Genomic DNA, 21503 nt, shown 5'->3' with positions numbered 1-21503 from the left:
CAGAGAATGGTTAACGTGAAAAGTCTGCAATGACCTTCCCGGTCCGAGAGGCGGTACGGTTACGTTCGATGGCGTTCGGAATATCAGCGAATCCCACGATGCCGCCAATTCTGGACTGAAGCGTGCCGCAGGCGACTTCTCTGGCCAGCGTTTCCAGTAATACGGGATCAGGCTTATTCATAAACCAGAACCCCCGGCGATTAGCCGGCTTTCGGGCCAGAATGTCTGGCGAGGTGGTGCCAGTGATAACGCCATCCTCTGTCAAAACCTGCCAGGAGCGGTCCAGCACGTCTCCGCCTACGTAATCCAGCACCAGGTTTATGTTCCGGGCAACGTCCTCAAAACGTTGTGAATGATAATCAATGACATGATCTGCACCAAGGCTGCGGACGAAGTCCAGATCAGCCGACCCCGCAGTGGCAAAGACTTCGGCACCCTCTCGTTTGGCAAATTGTACAGCGTAAGACCCCAGGCCACCGGCAGCGCCATGAATGAGGATGCGCTGCCCCCGATAGAGCGGTCCTGCTTGATATAAGCTGTTCCATGCCGCGACGGCTGCTACGGGGATGGCGGCAGCATGGATATTTTTCAGACCCTCAGGTGTCGGAGAAAGGATTACTTCATTGATTGCCACGAATTCGGCATATGCACCCAACCCTTCTATTGCGCCCATGACACGGTCACCGATATGAAAGCGAGAGGTACCGGGACCGACAGCGACGACAATCCCGGCCAACTCGGCGCCCAGAATGATCGGTAGTGGAAGCGGAAAGTCATTCTGTAACAGGCCTTCACGAACTTTCCAGTCAATACCGTTCACGCCAGCGGCAAGAACCCGGACCAGAACCTGGCCTTGTCCCGGTGTAGGCTTTTCGATCTCGGCCACTTCCGCCGCATCAGCCCCGCCGTAGTGTCGGATCAGTACAGCACGTTGTATATTGTTCATATCATTTCCTCGTCGTCAGTTTTGATAACGAGACAGTATTCCGTTGCAATAAAAAAACAAAGATCATAAACAATAGATACCTTGTCTCATAACTGGAACACCATGAATCTGAACGCACTGTCTGATTTTATACTTGTCGCAACGAATGAGGGGCTTGGGAAGGCAAGTCGTGCAAGCGGCATTTCCAAAGCCACGTTATCGCGACGCATTGCCGATCTTGAGGAGCAACTGGGTGTGAGGCTGATCGAACGTAGCTCTCGTGGTTTGAAGCTCACCGAAGCCGGTACGATGCTGATGTTCCGGACTGAAGGTCTGTTGAGTGAAGTGAGTGAAGCCATGACGGCGGTCGGTGACGGTATTTCGACGCCACGCGGTCGCTTGCGTGTCGCAGCTCCGGCCCTGTTTTCCCAGCTTGCCATGGGGCGTATTGGAGCCGAATTCTGTGCGGCCTACCCTGAAATTGAAATTGAAATCGTGGCGGAAGACCGCATGGTGGATCTCATCGAGGAACAATTTGACGTCGCGATCCGGATCAACCCGAGCCCCGACAGTAATTTAGTCGGACGGTGTTTCGCAAGGGACAGTCTGGTTGTCGTGGCGGCGCCTCAAATAATCAGACCAATACCCGGAGCAATAAGGGCAATACCAGCTATTGTCACCTCTGGTTTTCAGCCCAGAAACTGGACTCTGGATGGAGGCAAACTAGTTCTGGAACCAATCCCAAAGCTGCGCTTCTCTTCGCTACTGATGGTCCGGGATGCGGCTATCGCCGGCGGCGGCGCTGCCCTCATTCCGCAGTCCATCGCATGGAACCAGCTTGCCCGCGGCGATTTAGTTCAGTGGGGCATCGCGTCGGGCCCAGAGCCGACACTCTGGGTATTGCATACTTCCAGGCGGCTTGCTGCGCCAAAGGTTCGCGTATTCGTCGATTTCCTGTGCGCCCGATACCCGCATATGTCTCTTGTTCTCAACGGATAACGCCTCAGCGTTAGACAATCGGTCATATTACAAAGCCGTATGGAAAAGGGAATCACCTTCGCTAAGGCATTATCTGGTTCATCGCGCCTTAACGTGAACCAGATAAAAGCCATAAAACCTGAAAATGCCGATATTCAGTTACCACTCTTGAACGAATTTCCGCCCGTATAAAAATTTTTTGTCACCAAGTATTGTGATGTGTCACATCAATCTGAGATATTAGGCAAGCACTAAGTACCAAAGCTGTTCGATATGGTAAAAATTGATTAATTGCATTTGCAGCCCACTAGAGTGGGCTTTTTTTCTTTAAATCTGGCGAAAATCTTTATCCTGCACTTGTAGCAGACTACTGGAAAAAGATTAGCAGATCTGCCAAGACTATAAAATTACATACTGATATCCCGCCCTTAACGCTAACGCTGATCGTTTAAGATAACTTGAACGGTCCTGCAGTTAGGCGACAATCTGGCTCAAACATCGTTTTAGCCAGATGCCTTATGAATCTACGTTCCTAACAACTTTAGGTCACAGCCGCATTTAACTACCTGTGGAGTTACGTCATAATCTGCTGTTTCTGTAAGGAGAGCATCTTCAATAAACCCTACTAATATATTTTTTCGCCATCGCCAGATTAATATACTGTTATATGCTGAGTGTTGTCATGTTTGTTTTCCAAAAAAATATTTTGACCAGCAATTTTATTTATTTCATGAAATAAGTAAATCTCACAAGCGGATTTTAAGGGAATGTTTATTAACTTACGATATAATGGCCGAATATTTAAAATTATATTATCTATTTCAAATATCCCTGCTGCCTCTTAAAAATTCGCATGTGGTATCCTATTTTTCACCTGAAATTTCGCAAGATGACCGAATGTGATTTTCTAATTAGACCAGACGCTTTGTTAGAGATATAATGAGCAATGTTAACGAAGTGAGCATTCGAAGAAAAACGTTTACCATGAATTCAAGCAGGAATGTGTCAATTTGGTTCTGTAACACAAGTACTTGGTGACCCAGTCTGCTGAAACGATGAATATAGGTCTTTCAACATTACAATGGCTTTGTTGAATAAAAACTTTTGAAATCAATCAGGATCAGATCACCACATTCCTGAACTTGTAGCGGTATCTAAATAGCTCATCCTAATATCGCTACACTTTGGTCAGACCGTGTTGACCGCCCGGGAAGGGGCTGCCCGTACTCATAAAATGCTTCACCTTTTTGAGCTGTTGCCACATTGAACGGCACTGATGGTTGCGGGTGATTGTGTCGTGTAATGCCTGCCACAGCCGTTCAACGTGATTTACCCACGGCGAGTAAACCGGCTGGTAAATCATCCTGAAATTTGGGTCCTCTTTCTGCCAGCGCAACGTTTCACGACTCTTATGGATAATGTAGTTATCCGCGATGAGCGTGATGCTTTTTGCCCTGCGGTAGGTCGCTCTGAGGTGTTTCAGCAGACTGATAAACAGCACCGAACTTTTACTGCTGCCACCCACGTAGCTGACCTTCCCGGTACCGCTGTGCAGGGCACCCGCCAGGTAATACTTTTCATTCTGACAACCCGTTTCTGCTGCCCCTTCATCTGCCAGTCAGCGCCGATTTTTGGGTTGAGGTGGATATCCACCTCGTCTTCGTAACACACCGGATTTTCCTGGATGCACTGCGCAAGAGCGGCGTTGATAGCGGCCATTTTGTCTTCCTTGTGCGGGTCACGGATCCTGAGCGTCGGGGCCGCTCTTCGCCAGACCAGGCCGGCCCAAGGAAGCCAGCGGCAGACGGTGGATGCATGCAGATGACAACCGGTTATCTCTCTGATTTTTATTGCCATCAGTTCTGTGCTCCAGCACGAACGCCGGTAGCCAAAATCACACGGAGAGTGTTTTATCAGCTGGCGAAGAAGCGAGCAGATATTCTCAAAAGGCCAGCGACGGCCGCGTCCGGGGGCAGGGATTTCAGGCCGTCGGTGCCATAAAGGGTGAACCAGTTTATCCAGCGACCCACGGATGAACGGGCGCAGCAGAGCGTTCTGGCAACCTCGCTTACGCTGTCCCCCCGGTTCAGCATAAGCAGTCCCGTAAGCCGTCGTGCGTGGTTTTTGCCACGCGTTTTATGAAGCGTCTTTCGCCTCACACTCCGCGCCGCTCAGGAGCTTATTGACTCCATTTTTACCTTAATGAAGTTTCCGCTCCGCTGCCCGGATTATTCCTACATCAGCAGACGGGCTCAATCCATCTGCATCCCGTTCAAAAACTCCACCCGCGGTGAAATTGCCCACCTTGTTATCGACTCCTCCGGCTTAAAAGTTTTCGGTGAGGGTGAGTAGAAGGTGAAAAAACACGGTCAGGAAAGGCGCCGCTTCTGTCGGAAACTGCACCTGGCCGTGGACGCTGGTACTCCTGAGGCTATCTACGCTTACCTTTCCCTGAACAACGTGACTATGCCATGACGAACTCAGAGGTAAGAAAATCAAGGTGCTGATCCCACCAGGAAAACGCGCCGGTTATTGGCCGGTGGAGTATGCCGAAAGAAATCAGGCGGTGGCGAGACAACGTCTTACGGGAAGTAATGCTTACTGGAAATGGCACACGGTTTATAACCGACGTTCGGTGGTAGAAACGGTGATGTATAATGTCAAACAGCTGTTTGGTGTGCATCTTATGCTGCGCGACTACGATGCACAGGTCGGTGAAGCTATGGCGATGAACCGTGCGTTGAACAAAATGACGCGGGCAGGTATGCCAGAAAGTGTACGAATTGCTAGGGGACGGTAATGACAAGGTCATTGTTTTATCTAAATCCGATTTATTCAATAAAACCTGAATGCTTTTGACATTTTTTGCTAGGGGATACCACTTCAGGATGAGAAATATGGCGTTCTGTTCCTGATTACAGCCAAGATTGTGATTTATTTAACAAAGCCCCAGCCATTTAGGGCTATTTTTTCATCCTACTCTAACTATAAAGAGTTACTCCTCGTTATAAAGTTTGCCGACAATTCGCCGATAATATTATTGTATCGGTAACCATAAAAAATTGTTGACGCCGATACACATCTCACAGGAGGGTCACTTCAGCAAGCTGTTGTTAAAATGCCCCACTGGATGTCTTTAAATTTATTATTTACACCATGAACCAAATTCGTAATATTAAAATTCGGAAAATGGTCTTGTTAATATTCACTTTCCCATCTTAATAAGGCCGAAGGCGGACTTTTTCTTTGTATGCGCTTAAAGAGTTAAAAGTTGAACAGGGTGCGGGGCTTGCCGTGGTGGTTAACGAGCTGCGCCATCTGGCACAGAGCAGCGCGCTTGGGCAAAATAAATCGTGCGGCTGATTGCTGAATCCGTTGATAAAATTCATCTGAGGGTCGCAAGGGGGCAGGCGGGAGGTACAATCGTGCACATCATTAATACGGAGAATCAGGTGACGCAATTCATGTGTGAAGTCGCCTATGCATTGCAAGGACAAAGTCTGGGTATCCGCAAGGTCAGGCATGGACCGCGTGACGCCGCAAAATACGTTGCTGGTAGACAAGTCGTCCGCGTCATATCTCGAAGGACAGTCTCACAGGCTTAAGGAAATCGCGGCCATCTTTCAGATGATTCCCGCTGATGCCCACGTCGTACCGGAATTGACGACCGCTGTGCGACTGATTCGCTCAGACTCATCGGGTACGCATGCGAAAACCTCCCCTCAGGATCACTGGAAAACGTCCTGATGTGGGGTTTGGATGAGCCACAAAATACTTATTGCCACCTGCCGCTGACGAAGAAAAAGATTCCTGCAACGCGGGAGATAACTCAGACGTTTGTTACAAGGGGAGCTTTGCCATGTTGACTAATCTCATCAGCAACGAAAGTAAAAGACACGCGACGATCGGGTTGTTGAAAAGCCATGATAGGGAACGTGATGAAGCGTTAAAAAAATACACTCAGATGGTCTGCCAATTACTGAAGATGCCGATGAGTTTTGTATCCGTTCTCGATGATGAAAAACAATACATTAAATCAGCTCAGAATATCGCGGTCACGGAAACTGGCCTGGACGAGGCTTTTTGCGTACAGCCCCTAAAATACGGTAAGACCATTATTTGTCCTGATACGCATCAGCATCCGGCCTTTCGGAGCTATCGTGCGGTGAAAGAAGCACCCTTCATTCGTTTTTATGCGGGGTGTCCTCTTAAAAGTCAGGACGGGGTGACAATAGGCACCCTTTGCATATTAGATACTCAACCGAGGGTTATTTCAGACGAGCAGGTCGATATTTTTGAAAAGCTGGCCGGCCTGATTTCAGAATTTTTGGCATCCTGGTACGCTGTGGGTTATGTCGATATCGTCACTATGTTGCCAAACCGCCAGCGACTGCTAAAGGATATTGCTGTTTCGGCTGAGGATGCTTTCAGGCTTATCATCATTGACGGGATAGACATGCCATTTGCCTACTCCATGGAGCGCTCATTGGGGATGACTGCTGTAGAAAATCTACTCCGTGATATGGCCGCACAGTTCTCGGTTCGTCTGCCATTGTCGGGGCAGCTCTATGCAGTGGCGTTCGGAAGATTTGCCTTTCTAGCTCATGAGAAAACGGGGCCGACCCTGGATAACATCGCTCAGAACCTGCGGGGAACTCAAGCCAGGATCACCCCGGAGGTCTCCCTGGATCTGAATATTCATATGGGTGACTCCGGGCTCTGTGACAAAATGCTGACGCCGATTGAAATTCTGCGCCGTGCAGTCAGTGCATTGCATGAAGCTATTAGCCAAGACCATCGGTGCATAACCTATGACGATGTACTGGATACCCGCAAAAAGAGTGAGTTCAGCCTTCTGACCGGATTGAGGCAGGCGTTGCAAGAAGACCTGGGTTTATATCTGGTCTATCAGCCTAAGGTCTCACTGGTGACGGGCCGAGTGACGGGGGCTGAAGCATTGTTGAGATGGCAACACCCTGAACACGGCGAAGTGCCGCCGGGCGTATTTATTCCTCTGGTGGAAAATACCAGCCTGATGCGGGAGCTCACTGCGTGGGTGATCGATCATACTATCGCGCAACTAACCGTCTGGCGGAGCCGGGGGCTTTCTTTACATGTGTCCGTTAATCTGGCCGCAAGTGATTTTTCGCGGCCAAATTTTGCCGATGAGCTTGAACAGAAAATGCGGGATGCGCGTTTAGATCCGGCTCTACTTGGAGTTGAGTGTTTGGAGACGGAGAGAATGCTGGAAAGTCCGACAGCCCTTAACGGACTAGATATGCTGAAATTACGCGGGTTTAAGATATATCTTGATGACTTTGGGTCCGGCTACAGCAACATAAATTACCTTAGACAAATCCCGATTGACATTATCAAGCTTGATCGCTCTATCGTGAGTAACATTGCCCGCGACAAAGGCAGTCGCATCATTGTTCGCAACATAGTCAGGCTGCTTAAGCAGCTTGACTATGTTGTTCTGGCCGAAGGCGTGGAAGATGACAAAACGCTAAAGATATTGCGTGGACTGGGCTGCGATGAGGTACAGGGGTATGTTTATGCCAAACCACTGCTACCCGAAGCTCTCGAAGTCTGGTATCACGACATGGAGCCTGTAATTAAAGGTGTGTAATTGCCTGTTTTTGATATGTTCACTCCAACTGTGGAGACAGGCAAATTATGGACGAAAAGAAGCTTAAGGCACTCGCTGCCTAACCAGGTAGGATATGAAGAATTGTTCGACTGGGTACTCACTTTTGGCTCGGTGAAACGTGCAGGGATAGAAGGAACCGGAACGTACGGCGCAGGACTGACGCGATTTCTCATTAAAAAAGGGCTCGATGTTCTTGAAATCAATCGTCCTGATCGTTCTAAACGTCGCCTTGAAGGAAAATCTGATCCACTTGATGCGGAGAATGCCGTCAGAACGGTCCTTTCCGGGAGTGCCAAAGCCGTTCCCAAATTGCAATCCGGCGCCTGCGAGGCATTGCGGATCATCAGCGTTGCCCGCCGGAGTGCCATAAAGGCGAAAACTCAGGCAATCAATCAGCTCCGTGCGCTATTAGTCAGCGCCCCCAGGATATCCGCGACATGCTGTGGAAATCAAAACCGCACGAATGCGTCACTGCGTGTATGCGTTTTGAATCTGCTGAGAAATCACCATTACTCCTGGCACTTTGTTGCACACTTCGAAGCCTGGCTAAACGGTGGCAGGCCCTCGCGGAAGAACTCACGCAACTGGATGAGCTACTGGATAATTTAACCCAAGAATATGCCGGAAGCTTACGGAGACAGTTTGGTGTAGATCCTCAAACTGCAGCCATCTTGCTGGCAGTTGCTGGTGATAATCCTGAACGATTAAAAAATGAAGCTGCACATGCGTCACTTTGTGGTGTAAATCCGTTGCCGGTATCCTCAGGTAAAACCATCAGGTATCGCCTGAATCGCGGGGGTTCACGTGAGGCGAATAATGCGCTGTGGACAATCGTCCTGGTACGCATGCGCAGCGATCCGCGAACAAAAGTCTATGTGCAACGTCGAACAGGAGAAGGACTGTCGACAAAAGAAATTTTACGTTGCCTTGAACGCTACATCGTACGAGAGCTTTATCCGCTTATTTTAACTGATTTGGGGCGAGCCCAACTGCGGCCGTTGAAATAGGAGCGTCAACAGCCCCATGGAACGTTTTTTTAGAAGTCTGAAAACGGAGTGGGTACCGGATAATGGATACGCTAATTTTAGCGAAGCCAGGACAGCCATAACGAATTACATAACGGGATATTACAGCCTGCTCAGACCTCATCAATTTAATGGTGGTTTGACGCCAAATGAATCAGAGCGATTGTTCTGGAAAAACTCTGAAGCCGTGGCCAGTTTTGCTTGACCACTACAGGAGCACCTACGGGTTCGAAAGATAAGCAGCGATCATCACATGATTCTCGCTCATTATTCGTAATCAGTAAGCGCATACCCTGAATCACTTCAAAGTGTAATTCTCAGGGTACGAATGACTATACTTCGCTCAAAGCAGCCCTACTATTGTGATAGTTCGAGAAAAAGATTAGGTCAAGTACGCCTTGAGGTTTTTTTCAATTTTGTTGTAAGGTCTTTAGTGCGTATTTAATCAATATATTCAAAGGGTTAATGCATCAATGACAAGTGTGGTCGCTAAAGACTTTTGCTTGCGGCTGCGATAATACAAATGAAAACCAACATAAGTTGGATGCCATTCTTCCAGTACCCAGGTCAACGTTCCTGTTTGAACATGCTTTTCAACCATCTCTTTGGGAAGATAAGCTAATCCAAATCCATCAATAACAGCATTAAGCATCTGATAACTAGTATTAAAGATAAGCTGGCCTTCTACCTGCACTGACACTTGCTGACCACCTTTCTTCAAATCCCAAGACATAAGGGAATCATGCGTAGGCAACCTTAAATTTATACAGTTATGCTTCAATAACTCCTGCGGTGTCTCCGGAGCAGGACATTTTTTTAAATAGTTTGGGGAACCAACAATTGCCATAGTCATGTCGGGGCCAATCCGTTTAGCAACCATATCTTTTTCAATTTGGTCTCCTAATCGAATACCGATGTCATAACGCTCCTGAACAATGTTAGCAAGGCTATAGTCGTTAATTAACTCGATTCGAAGCTCAGGATATTTTTTCAAAAGCGGCATCAATTTAGGCCATATGTAGGTCTCGGCAGCATAATCAATCGTGGTAATTCTTATTGTCCCGTTTGGCTTACTGCTCAAATCGCTTAAGGCAGCAAGATCATGATCCAGCTCAGTGAACCTTGGCACGATCGCCTCAAGAACTTTTTGTCCAGCGTCAGTTATACGCATACTTCGTGTGGTTCTTGTCAATAAAGCAAATCCCATGCGCTCTTCTAATGCCTTGATTGTTCGGCTTAAGGCAGATTGAGAGACCCTTAACTGAGCAGCAGCTTTAGTGAAGTTGCCCACTTGGGCGACGGTCATAAACGCGAAAAGATCGCTTAAATTTTCCTGAATCATTAATGCACCCATGAATAAGTGTATTCCTATTTTTGCATATTATCATGAGGTCTTGTTCGCGATAAGATCTTTCTACGCCTTTCAGCCAAAGGTTAAATCCCTTTGTAAAATTCAGGCTTTTATTCCTAGAGGAAAAAATTTTCATGAGCAATCAGAAAAATAAAACAACAACCCCAACTCTTGATGAAATCAAAATGGTCGCGCCAGCGCTCAAAGATTTTACGAAAAATGATTTGCTTGAAAATGTTTGGATTAAAGTATGGGATAAAGACGAATTATCACCTCGTGACAGAAGTATGATCACTTTAGCTGCGGTCATTACACGCAATATTCAAGTTGAAATGTCACCAATGCTTGATCGTGCCATTGATAACAGTGTTAAACCCTCTGAGATTTCAGAGATTATCACTCATCTAGCTTTTTATGCAGGCTGGGGCAATGCTATGGCTGCGATCTTGCCCACAAAAGAAGTGTTTGAGCGTCATAAAGTTAACCTATCTGAACTGCCAACCTCAAATGACGACCTATTACCGTTAGACGAGAATACAGAAGCACAGAGAGCAAAATTTGTTGAGGATAATTTTGGCAGCACCTCCCCGGGTGTCGTCAAAAACACAACGGATTACCTTTTTCGTAATCTTTGGCTTCGCCCTGCTTTGGCGCCTCGCGACCGAAGCCTGGTAACCGTTGCGGCTCTCGTTGCAGCAGGTCAGGTAGCTCAAATTCCATTCCATTTGAACCGAGCGATGGATAATGGATTAACGCATGACCAAGCCTCAGAAGTGCTGACGCATTTAGCATTTTATGCAGGTTGGCCAAATATTTTCTCAGCATTACCTGTATTTAAAGAAGTATTTATTACACGTCAAAAATAACTGGCTTTTGTAAATCAACATCTCAAATTTTCTAACAGAGGAAACCTAATGGACAACATGAAAATTATCAAAAGTGGTTCACAGGCATCAATCGTAGGCCCTGAAAGCTGGTTTACTGGCCAAGTAAGAATTGATTCACCATTTAGCGGTACCGGCGCCGCGACTATTGGCGGCGCAACTGTGACGTTTGCTCCTGGTGCACGTACTAACTGGCACACCCATCCACTGGGCCAGACGCTCATCATTACCCAAGGCCGCGGCTGGTTGCAGGAAGAAGGTGAAGAAATTTGCGAAATGAATGTGGGCGATATTGTTTGGATCCCAGAAGGCATCAAGCATTGGCACGGAGCGAGTTCAGATACAGCAATGACGCACATTGCTATTGTTGAATCGATTGACGGAGTTAATTCAACTTGGCTTGAGCCCGTAACCGACGAACAATATAAGAAATAATATTATTTAAGTGCCTGATTAATTCAGGCATTTTCTATTTATCCCCTTCAAGTATCAATCTTTAAATCACTCAGTTATAAAATAATCCTGATTTGGTTTTTCGATGGATTTCTTTGCCAATGTCCGCTTTTCAGGCTAGCGAGCCCGTTCTCCTGCCGTCAATCTTGCCGACGGGGTAACATCACAGCCTTATTTCGGGTCAAAACTGCGCTGCGACTTGCTGACTCTCGGCGTTTCTTCCCGTATGCGTGCCACAATCGCCCTCACGGCGGCAGTGTCTGTCCTGATCCCTTCCCAATATTGATGCCAGGATAAATCAATACGGCCTTTGGCTGAAGCTTACCAATGACAGCTGATACTGCTCACTATTTTCCGCCTGATGCCGATAAGTACACATAGTCCCGCATTAGCGGTTTTTTGAGTCTTTCAACAGAACAGGTGGAAAAATATGACGATTACACAGAGGCTGCTCACAATCTTTTCTTTATTGATCGCCTCGTTTATCACTCTGATAATCGTAGCTGTACTGGTGCTGACGGGGTTTCAATCACGCTTCCAGTACATACAAAGTAATGCAACCCCCTCCATTATAGTAATGGGAAAACTGGTGGATGGCAGCAACCAGCTGATTAACTTGATGTATCGCCATCAGAGCTCAACTGACCTGGCGAGGCAGGCCAACCTAGAGAAGCTCCTCGACGAGAAGGTAAGTCAGCTGGAGTCACTTAATCGTTATTATCTCGAAAATAATATTTCCAATAAAGAAGACAGGGAGATGACTGAGGCTGCATTTACCAACATTAAAGACTTCCGTAGCAGGCTCCCGGCTTTCCTTCAGGGGTCACGATCGCAGAATGACGCCATATCGCTTACGGCAATCGAGGGTAGTAACGGCAGTGGTTCATCTGCCCGCACCCTGATCGCCGGCTATCAGAAACAGCTGAAACTGAACGTGGATATTGTAGAGTCGCTCAACGTTCATAACACCCGAATTTATCAGAAATCTTTATGGGGTATGATCGGTGGCTCAGCGGTCGTTATTTTTGTGCTGGCTTTTTTCGCTGTTAGAACGATAACCGGCATCCGGAGAAATCTTAATGCCATGCGGTCCACCATGCAGCTGGCAAATTCACGCCTTGACCTTACTCTCCGGGTTGACGACTCGCGTAATGATGAAATTGGCCTGATGGCAAGGGCATATAACGAGCTTGCAGGAAATGTTGCGGCTTCGCTGATGTCCGTGAGCACATCATCCCAGTCCGTGAGCACGGCCTCTGTGCAGATATCCGCAGGCAATGAGGACCTGTCAGCCAGAACCGAGGAGCAGGCGGCTTCCTTGGAACAGACGGCGGCCAGCATGTCGGAGCTGAGCGAAACGGTCCGTCAGACGGCAGAGAATACCGACACCGCGAGCCAGCTCTCGCAGAACGCCCGTAGTCTCTCAGAAGACAGCGCGCAGAAGGTAACCACGATGCTCCAGACCATGTCCGATATCAGAGGCAGCTCAACAAAAATCACGGATATTATTTCCGTCATAGAGGGCATTGCTTTTCAGACTAACATTCTGGCACTCAATGCAGCGGTTGAGGCGGCGCGGGCGGGCGAGCAAGGTCGTGGATTTGCTGTAGTGGCTGGAGAGGTTCGCAATCTTGCGCAGCGCTCGTCGTCTTCAGCGCGCGAAATAAAAGTGCTCATTGAGTCCTCAATGCGTTTTGTAGAAACAGGCGCACAGCAGGCGGAAGAGGTTGGGAATAACATGGGGAGCCTGAAGGACGCTATCGGGCAGGTTGCAGACCTTGTCAATGAAATTGCGGCCGCCGCTCACGAACAGATGCTGGGCATCGGTCAGGTCCACCAGGCGGTGAATCAGATGGACGACGTGACACAACAGAATGCTGCACTAGTTGAAGAAGCATCAGCAGCCGCAAACTCGCTGATGGAGCAGGCTAACGTGCTGAACCAGCTGGTTTCGACCTTTGTCATCGGCTCCCCCCCGGTAAAGGGACTGCCCACATCGACAGGTAGTGTAGGCTTAAAGCCATCTTTACCTGACGGACGCGCCGCCAGGAACAACGGGGAGTCAACGGAAGGGAACTGGCAAAGCTTCTGATGCCAGTAAAATTGCATATACGGCTACCCGCGCCGTGAATAACCGCCATCAATAAGATGGGTCGCTATGTTGCATAAGGACGAGCTGAGCCGCCGCCTGCGGCATAAACAGGGAATTGAATGCGCACATATGCTGAGTAAATACCGGGAAAACAGGCCGATAAAGAGCGTCATCAGAAAGTCCTGTACTACCGGCAGGTTAAGAAACTCAGTATCAGGGAAACAGCGGATGCAACGGGATACTGCTCCGCTTTATCACAAGTTTTGTTTGGGAGGTGTTATTTCTAATGTGTTCTCAATACTTTCAGATGCGGCTCATAATGTTAAATACTCTCTACGGGAAGAGTCTTTACTGCTTCACTGTATTTCTGATTTTCCGTACGTTCTCCCCCTCTAGATTTCTTAAGTATTTCTAAAGTCAAAGAAGATAGTCATGGTATATATATTTCATCATTAATTAATAAGTACGCGGGGAATTAAATGAAGAAATTAAGTTATACGAATTCATGACCCACATATTCTATTCTTATTTATTGAAGGTTTTTCGTGCCGATTTATTTAATGATAAGAATTTCCTGCTGAGAAATACTTATGAAAATAATCCTTTTGGTGGTAATGTTGATAAGGTTTTCAATGCATGCTGTAACGCAATTGTTGCAAGCAATAAGACACAATCAGTAGAGTACAAGTTTGCGAAATTCTATTTAATTCTTATTAACAAAGTTGATTCTGGACTTATCAAAGACTTTATTCGCCACTTAGCTTCAAGATACGTCACTGGCCATTTTATGAATATCAAAGAAGTTAATATCATTCTGCCTGAGTTAGTGGCTGAATTTAATAAAATTCTTTCAAAGAACACATAGCGCTAATAAATAGATTTCTTATTTATATGCTTTTGCTTAAGTATCAGGTTTTTCTATTGCCCTGCCATAATTTGTTATGGCAGCAAAGTTACTATGGTCGATCCCTTCTCCTTCTCTTTCTCCTTCTCCTTCTCCTTTTCCATGAGCCTGGGCAACCTTCTCGACCAGCTTTCACTCGTACGCTCTTATTTTTCCCGGATTGGGGTTTACCCGCAGACTGCCCAATGCAGTTTTCACTATGTTGGGGTTCCCCCAGGCTGCCTATTATGGATGTCGTGATTACTGACGAGTGACGAGTCTGCGTACCAACATGCGTTAAGGCTGAATGATTCGAATTGTCTCTTGCCCTGTAAGGATCTACTGTCACCATGTGTGGTTTAATGGACTTAGGGAGTTTAGTACTGATTTTGATGGGTCTGTAATTGCTAAAATACTGGAACACGTTTAACTTATATTGGTCGGAGCCGAAATTGGCTGATTTCAATTGAGGAGTAAATAATGAGCGCCTTGACAACAGCAATTCTTGCCAGAAGTATTTACGATATTTTTTCTACGGGACTTTCATATACGAAGGAGGGCATAAAGAAAAAGTTGACTGAGTTTATCACCAGTGACCAACATGTAGAAATCTTGGCCGATAAGCTCGAAAAGCTGAGTGTTAATGAAGATATGAGCCAAAAAGCAATTGAAAAGGTGTTAAATACACAGCCAGATATTGTTGAGATTCTGCAGAATATTCCTGAAGGCTCCACTACAACAATAAACCAGACTCATTTCGGTACTGGTGACAATGTTGGTGGAAATAAAATAGTCAATACTGGTAAGTAGGCCATGATAGAGAATACACAAATTCATCATGGTAGGGGAGATAATGTATGGGGAAGTAAGTTAGAATGTAATATTGAAAATATTTATATTACTTCGAGCACAGTAATTCCGGAAAATTTACGGGAACCCATTCAAACTATTTTAAATTTGCTCTCAAATCGAAGTATTCCTGAAGCACGTGAAAAAATTCAATTTATCTCCAGTATCGCTAACTTAAGTGAAGATGTCCGTTCGCTGTTACATCTAATAAATGTTAGATGCTCAATCATTGAAAATGCTAACCATCATGTAGATTTAGGGATTTTGTACAAAATCATTCGTTCTACTGAAGACCTGATGATAAAGGATTTAGCTATATCTCTGGCTTTAAGGGCCTCCTTGAGACAAGAAGGAGAAGAGGAGGCCCGCAATAGGCTTGAGGGTTTTACTGTCTCTGGCAATAACACCCAGGCGGTTAAGTATGAGCTTTTCACAGAAAAACATGATTTGTTGACTTTGGCAAAAAATAATAAATATCAGTTTTCTGAAGAAGAACTGGTCGGGCTGGTAGCTGGGTTGATGAGGGTCGAATGTTCAACTGAGGCAAGAAATATTGCAGAGTATTTAAAAAAAACTTATGCAAATAACAACTCCACTGTGATATTCCTGTATACGCAAGCATTGAGTCTCAACCCATTATTAAGTAATACCGACTATTGGTTGCTATCTCAGGAAAGTAAAAACGAAGTGGAATGCCTTATAAATAATATCGTTTCTTTTATGGCGACATATCATGGAAACGATATAAGAATGTTTAATATTATTGTACCTATTTATATCTTTACCAAAGAGCAAAGTAATGATTTGCGTAAATTATGTCTCGAAAATTTGGATTTGTTAAAGATAATCTATCCGGATTTTGCTGCAGAGTTAAAGTCTTTATTCTTTGACGAGCCTTTTAACGAAAATAATAAGATGGCTGTGGTCAGAAGGTGTAAGTCAGATGAAGAGTATCGACTAAATTTTGTAGATGAAATCTCTTCAAAAACAAATGTTGAAACTTCTGACTTTTTGATGGCGAAAGATGTTTTGACACCCGATGAGCTTTCCAATTGGGTACTCAAAGGTGTTGAAATTATAGGTAGTCAAAATATCCTTGAGAATAATTTTTCCAAACTTTGCGTTAAGTTATCCATTAATGGTAATGGAAGTGAAAGTGTCAGGGAAATATTAAAATTTCTTTCTGAATTTGATGGAGATTTTGAGGGAAAACTGTCATCCATGTTTATCCTTAAAGTTGCAAGTATGCTATGTGCGACAGATCTGCCGGAAGATGCATGTGACATTATGGCCAAGTACATAGGCCGGAGAGAAAACCTATGGTGTTCTCCACTGATCGAGCAATATCTTATTAATTTGTACTCATGTGGACGGTATCTCGATTTTCATAATGCAGAAAAAAATATTATAGATACCGATAAACCTACGTTTGTTTTCTGTCAGCTAATGGAATCCTATCTCTATCATTCCATGCCTGAGCGCGCAGAGGAAGTCATTGCTCGTGTTAAAGACACAAGCGATTTGCAATTTATTGTTCTTAAATTAATGACTTTTGATAGTTTGAGGAAGAACCTAGAGGCCGAGAATGTCATCAATACCTTCGACTTTTCTGTCATTATTTCACATTCTCCCACTGTATTTAATTTTTTATGCATCTTGGCAAAGTTAAATCGTTATGATCTGATAGAACTCATTTCGGTGAATCTTTTCCTTATTTCCCCTGAAAAAAATGCTAAATTCGTCTCTGACGTGGGTAATCATCTAATGATAGGGCCTGAACGTGAGAAACACGTTCTGTCTTCTTCTTTGGATGATTGTTTATGTGGAGTCCAATATATTGACTCAGGTTCAACATTCACTAAGTTAATTCTAAACAATCAACCTAACCAAAACTTATATTTTCTGAGTAATATCTCTTTAATTGGAAAAGCCCTTCTCAGTGCAGAAGTTGGAGTTCAGGTGATGGTTGGGAATAAACTTATTACCTTGCAGGAAAAACTACCCCCGTATGTCGCCGTGTATAGAATGGCGAGTGCGATAAGACATGAGTCGAATGATGGTTCAGATGCTTTTCAAATAATCCATCTACCTCGTGACCCTGACAAAATGGTAGAGGCTATTAAGAATTTCTTCCCTATTAGTAACGAAACCTCGATGATGGATTTTCAAGAGAGTATATTCCTAAGTATTCAGGCTTGTTATTTAGAAAAAAATGATTCTGTAAAGTCTGCATTGCAACTTCTGACACATAAGAGAACTAAATACATCGGTTTCATTAATGAGGGGGAATTGCTGAGTGGCGGTGTGAGCAGTGATATTGTGACAGTGGTCTATCTTTGCCTTACATCTTTGAGTCAGCACTTTGTAAATCAGGGGGTGACTATAAACTTGATTGAGGAAGATATTAATAGCTTGCGTAAATGGCTAGATGATATTGATAATAAGTCATATATGTCAATGAATGTAAGACCTGGTGGGGAACTATCAATCACTACTTCTGAAACTCTGGAGTTGGTTTTTAAAACATTTATTAAAAATCTAAAAAGACTTTTACCTTCTATTACACCGCTTACTTTACAGATTACTAATTCGACAAATGAATTTCGGATTATCAGTAAAATGACTGGTCCTGTTTATATGAAATCTCTTTATGCACTAAAGTCCAGCAATCTGCCATTTTTTACCATCGATACACAAGTGGCAAACTATCTTAAGTATCGTTCAGGGAATATTCTATCTAATACGTTCTCTATACTTTTAGATGCAGCTAATAACATTGAATATTCTTACCGTGAGGAGGCTGTGCTGCTGCACAGTATTTCAGAATTACCTTATATTTTACCCCCAAATGACTTCATCAGTCTTTGCCGTTCGAAAGACGATATGCACGGGATTTATATTTCTTCTTTAATTAATAAGTACGTAAAGAATTTTAATGAAGAAATTGAAATCAACTTTTTTATGGCATCTGTTTTTAATTCTTACCTGAAGAAGGTTTCCTATACACATTGGTTTAGTGATAGTGATATTTTGTTGGGGAATACTTATGAATGCAATCCTTTTGGATATAATATTGATAAGGTTTTCAACGCATGCTGTAACGCAGTTCTAGAAAGAAATAGAAATCGTTTAAGAGAGGACCAGTTTGCCACTTTTATTTTAATTCTTACAATCATAAATGGGTCTGGACGTATTACAGACTTTATCTGTCACTTGGCTACGAGATACGCGACTGGTCATTTTATGAATATCAAAAGAATTAATAGTATACTGCCCGCGTTAGCAGATGAATTTAATAAAAAATTTTTAAAGAACACATGACCGTAATAAATAGATTATTTATATATTTTCGCTTGAGTGTCAGTTTTTTTCTATTGGCTTGCCATAATTTGTTATGGCAGCTTTGTATTCATATTCTTCACCCAAAGACTGAGCGCCCAGACTACACCCCAGACTATGTATTTTACAATGATAAGCGTCGCCATTATTCAGTCCCCTCAATTAATTGCATATTACCCGCCGTCGTGAGGCCAGTAATAATGTATTGATCATCATATTTACTCTGAACGCTAGACACCAGCCTGTTGTCGATGAGGTAATGAAAATGCCACTCAGCAATTTCAGGTGACAATTCAGGGAAGTCTAGTAACTGAGCCTGACCATTGATTTTGACGAACTTCAGCATTTTGTAAACGACGCCGTTATCTCTATTCATTGTTATAGCCTTTATTGTGTAAAAGAAGATTATATCACGTCCCCTTATAAAGAGTTGGTCGCCACAGAAGGTTAGCATTAGCTATAATAATCTACCGCTTAAATTATGAGGACTATTTTAATAACTATTAGGTGTTTTAATGGAATGCCGTTAATTATTTTTCTCTTTTATAACAATAATGCTCCATGGGGTCATATCGTGGTGTGAAAATATTCTATGCCCCAGGGTGTCCATGACTGCTGGAGAGGCATCCACACGCTGACCTGTCACGCTTTCGGACTGATTGGGGTTTACCCCTAGACTGCCTAATTGCCCACAGACTTATCCCCCGTTTTTGTGGATAAGACTACATTTAGCGTTTGTCATCTCAAAAAACACTAGATGTTGCGGTTTTTTCCCGTTTAACGTGGAGAAATTTTCGGTTGACGTTAAAGGGAGGTTTTTTTCAGGCGATACGGTATAATTTCAGCTGTATCAGGGGCTTGCATACCGTATGATGCGGTAAAGCGGCGGGAACGGGGGCGTTGCCGACCGCTTTCACCTTCCCCCGCACGTTGGGCTTTTTCCCGTATACCGGAAAACTCCCCAAAACGACCGATCACCATTTTGGTATTTATTCTGGTCGATCGGGCCGCCAATTTTCGGCACACTATCACCAATGTCTTAAAAATCGCCGCCGGAAGCCGGCTCTGCGACGCAGATTGCGGAGATTAAAAAATCGAGCCTTTATCACCCACGAAAGTTTGCAGAATTCACCTACCTCAATTCTGCCTGAATGATTATGAGCAAAATCCCACTGACCAACATAGCCTCCCTCTTCTGTAAAACCTGGCCGCTTGTTACTCCAGACCGATCGCATTCCGTTTTCTGCAATTACCGGTAACCGCGACCTTCGGGCGCGATTTTGGCCATGACCACACCATCTGGTATTCGGCACCTTTAATGAGCACTAAATACAGCATCAAAAGGATCCTTTTCGGATCCACCCTCTACAACATGCCAAATTATTTAATTCCGTTTTATGGCATAATTCCACAAGTCGGAAATGATGACCGGAAGCGCCCACGAGTTTTTGCCGTGGTATCCGCCCCGCCGCTGGGCGAAAATGGTCACCTTAGCCGCCGCCGGGGGACAATTTTGCGCAGGCAGCGCTGTGTTAATTCTGGAAAACGGGCAAGGGTTGTTTTGGCGCTATTTTTTACGTAGCGCGATCTGCTTCGTTTTTTGCCAAACGTGATGACATTTACGGTTCTGTTTGAAGGGGGAAGATGACCGATGACTGAGTTGACCACGCTGCCGGGTCCCACACGCCGCCCGATGTTAATGGTGAGTCCGGAAGATCACCGGCGCGCGCTGGCTCTTCGCCAGATGGCGATGGCCTATGCCGACCTGCCAAGATACCTTTTATTGCCGGAGGTCAGCGCCCTGCTCCACTACTTACCCGACTGGTCACAGCACGCTCTGGTCTCCACGTTGTGGAATAACGGCGGGCGGATCAATGAAGTGCTGGCGTTGAAAAGGCGCGACTTCAGGCTTAACGGCGATTACCCGCACGCGGTGATCCGCAACGCCAAGCAGCGCCGCGCCGCGCCGCGCCGGTAACGGTCGTCCCGCCAAGGGATAATCTGCAAACCGCGTGGTGCCTTAGTAGGATCCGTCTTTCAATACCTTTAAGGTCATGTATTGCGAAGGGGTTGAAGCTTTGAACGCGAGAACGAAGTTATTAAACAAAGAATTTTATTTCTTGAATATGACAGGTACTTAACGCCTCCCTTCTTGTCCTTGTATGTTTGTAGTTGCTGCACAAAGATTAGTTTTACTGCGCTGTACCCGGCGTGGCAGCACGTTTTTCCTCTGGTACTCCAAGCCCGTCGAGGAGCTTATTGCGCCACGTTGGTTTCATGATGAGCCCGAACAGCTGCCAGGACGACGGCAACGTCAGTCCGTATCAGACAAGGCGGGAAGACATGTTATGACATCTAAAACGTACGTCGGCATTGATATTGCCAAAGAGAAATTCGATATTTTTATCAGTACAGACAATTGTCTGGCTCAGTATTGACAATACACCCTCAGGATTTCAGGCCTTAATCAGCCTGCTCACATACTACGATATTGAACTCATTTCTATGGGAGCGACGGGCAAATATCACGGCCCACTTTGCTATGAGCTCACGCTGGCAAAACTTCCCGTCGCAGTGGTTAACCCACGACAGGTTAAAAACTTTGCCCGGACGCTGGAGAAGCTCGCCAAAACTGATGCGATTGATGCAGCAGTGATATGTCGCTTCGCTCAGGCGACAGAGCCGACTGTTAGAAAATAGAATGATCTTCAGACCCAGCGTATGGCAGCAATTAATCCGCGACTCTTATGCACTGAGCGGTGGTGTTTACGGCTATCGCAGGGTTCACTGCGACCTACGTGAAGTCGGTGAAGCGTGCAGCAGAAACCGGGTAGCCAAGATCATGAAACAAAACAGGATACTGGCCATACATGGTTATAAGTTATCAGAAATTAAAGGGGTTATGCTGGGGCCATCTAAAAGTCAGGATTTATCATTAATATCATTTTCCATGATTATATTAAAGTTGAATTCAATTAGTGAATCTAAGTCATGTGAAATTACGGTCGATATTTCGGAGCTACCTTATCGAGGGTGAACTGATCTTAGATGATCTTCTTGAGATAATTTTTAAC

General features: G+C 45.2%; 14 protein-coding genes and 6 pseudogenes. 15 read left to right on the top strand and 5 right to left on the bottom strand.

Annotated elements, in window-relative coordinates; translation table 11 throughout:
* Positions 1 to 10: 10 nt before the first annotated feature.
* Complete coding sequence (locus BV494_RS24765) at positions 11 to 946, bottom strand: NADP-dependent oxidoreductase (protein ID WP_104925443.1); 936 nt, start codon at positions 944 to 946, stop codon at positions 11 to 13.
* Positions 947 to 1048: 102 nt separating this feature from the next.
* Here BV494_RS24765 and BV494_RS24760 point away from each other — a divergent pair, with 102 nt between their 5' ends.
* On the top strand, positions 1049 to 1924 hold the full coding sequence (locus tag BV494_RS24760; protein ID WP_104925442.1) for a LysR family transcriptional regulator: 876 nt from the start codon (positions 1049 to 1051) through the stop codon (positions 1922 to 1924).
* A gap of 1156 nt (positions 1925 to 3080) precedes the next feature.
* Here BV494_RS24760 and BV494_RS26465 read toward each other — a convergent pair.
* Positions 3081 to 4062, bottom strand: a pseudogene (locus tag BV494_RS26465) (IS630 family transposase).
* Between BV494_RS26465 and BV494_RS24750 the strand changes: the two are divergent.
* The 4 genes and pseudogenes from BV494_RS24750 to BV494_RS24730 all read left to right on the top strand — a co-directional run.
* Positions 4049 to 4703: pseudogene (locus BV494_RS24750) on the top strand (transposase); the annotation flags it as partial. The pseudogenes BV494_RS26465 and BV494_RS24750 overlap by 14 nt on opposite strands.
* A 1059-nt stretch (positions 4704 to 5762) precedes the next feature.
* Positions 5763 to 7532 (top strand): sensor domain-containing diguanylate cyclase, encoded by a 1770-nt coding sequence (locus BV494_RS24740; RefSeq protein ID WP_104925441.1) that lies wholly within the window; start codon positions 5763 to 5765, stop codon positions 7530 to 7532.
* A gap of 15 nt (positions 7533 to 7547) precedes the next feature.
* Positions 7548 to 8560, top strand: a pseudogene (locus BV494_RS24735) (IS110 family RNA-guided transposase).
* A 7-nt stretch (positions 8561 to 8567) separates the two neighbouring features.
* Positions 8568 to 8783: pseudogene (locus BV494_RS24730) on the top strand (integrase core domain-containing protein); the annotation flags it as partial.
* Between the two features lie 249 nt (positions 8784 to 9032).
* Here the strand turns inward: BV494_RS24730 and BV494_RS24725 are convergent.
* Positions 9033 to 9932, bottom strand: coding sequence for a LysR family transcriptional regulator (locus BV494_RS24725; RefSeq protein ID WP_226790144.1), 900 nt, complete (start codon positions 9930 to 9932; stop codon positions 9033 to 9035).
* 131 nt (positions 9933 to 10063) lie between these two features.
* Between BV494_RS24725 and BV494_RS24720 the strand changes: the two genes are divergently transcribed.
* From BV494_RS24720 to gapS6b, 7 genes and pseudogenes are all read left to right on the top strand, one after another.
* Positions 10064 to 10795, top strand: a complete 732-nt coding sequence (locus tag BV494_RS24720) for a carboxymuconolactone decarboxylase family protein (RefSeq protein WP_104925440.1) — start codon at positions 10064 to 10066, stop codon at positions 10793 to 10795.
* Positions 10796 to 10852: 57 nt separating this feature from the next.
* Entirely contained in the window at positions 10853 to 11248 is a 396-nt protein-coding gene (locus BV494_RS24715) for a (R)-mandelonitrile lyase (RefSeq protein ID WP_104925481.1), read from the top strand.
* 448 nt (positions 11249 to 11696) lie between these two features.
* Positions 11697 to 13358, top strand: a complete 1662-nt coding sequence (locus tag BV494_RS24710) for a methyl-accepting chemotaxis protein (protein ID WP_104925439.1) — start codon at positions 11697 to 11699, stop codon at positions 13356 to 13358.
* Between the two features lie 63 nt (positions 13359 to 13421).
* Positions 13422 to 13645, top strand: a pseudogene (locus tag BV494_RS24705) (recombinase family protein); the annotation flags it as partial.
* 218 nt (positions 13646 to 13863) lie between these two features.
* The gene (locus BV494_RS24700) at positions 13864 to 14223 is read left to right on the top strand and encodes a hypothetical protein (RefSeq protein ID WP_104925438.1); all 360 of its coding nucleotides are present in this window, start codon (positions 13864 to 13866) and stop codon (positions 14221 to 14223) included.
* Between the two features lie 498 nt (positions 14224 to 14721).
* On the top strand, positions 14722 to 15051 hold the full coding sequence (gene gapS6a, locus BV494_RS24695) for a GapS6a family protein (protein WP_104925437.1): 330 nt from the start codon (positions 14722 to 14724) through the stop codon (positions 15049 to 15051).
* Between the two features lie 3 nt (positions 15052 to 15054).
* Entirely contained in the window at positions 15055 to 18411 is a 3357-nt protein-coding gene (gene gapS6b / locus BV494_RS24690) for a GapS6b family protein (protein WP_104925436.1), read from the top strand.
* A gap of 163 nt (positions 18412 to 18574) precedes the next feature.
* Here the strand turns inward: gapS6b and BV494_RS24685 are convergent, their stop codons facing one another.
* Entirely contained in the window at positions 18575 to 18805 is a 231-nt protein-coding gene (locus BV494_RS24685) for a hypothetical protein (protein WP_192938228.1), read from the bottom strand.
* 839 nt (positions 18806 to 19644) lie between these two features.
* Positions 19645 to 19767: a hypothetical protein gene (locus tag BV494_RS26310; protein WP_255414973.1), complete on the bottom strand. Its 123-nt coding sequence runs from the start codon at positions 19765 to 19767 to the stop codon at positions 19645 to 19647.
* A gap of 355 nt (positions 19768 to 20122) precedes the next feature.
* On the opposite strand from BV494_RS26310, the gene BV494_RS24680 reads away from it, so the two are divergent.
* From BV494_RS24680 to BV494_RS24670, 3 genes and pseudogenes are all read left to right on the top strand, one after another.
* Positions 20123 to 20407: a tyrosine-type recombinase/integrase gene (locus tag BV494_RS24680; protein ID WP_226790143.1), complete on the top strand. Its 285-nt coding sequence runs from the start codon at positions 20123 to 20125 to the stop codon at positions 20405 to 20407.
* Positions 20408 to 20826: 419 nt separating this feature from the next.
* A complete protein-coding gene (locus BV494_RS26390) occupies positions 20827 to 21129 on the top strand; it encodes an IS110 family transposase (protein ID WP_226790155.1) in 303 nt (100 codons plus the stop codon).
* Between the two features lie 28 nt (positions 21130 to 21157).
* A pseudogene (locus tag BV494_RS24670) lies at positions 21158 to 21313 on the top strand (IS3 family transposase); the annotation flags it as partial.
* Between the last annotated feature and the right edge of the window lie 190 nt (positions 21314 to 21503).

The sequence above is a fragment of the Rahnella sikkimica genome (genome assembly GCF_002951615.1).
GTDB lineage: Bacteria > Pseudomonadota > Gammaproteobacteria > Enterobacterales > Enterobacteriaceae > Rahnella > Rahnella sikkimica.
The sequence above is the reverse complement of the archived record's forward strand: the minus strand, read 5'-3'. Positions and strand labels throughout refer to the sequence as shown.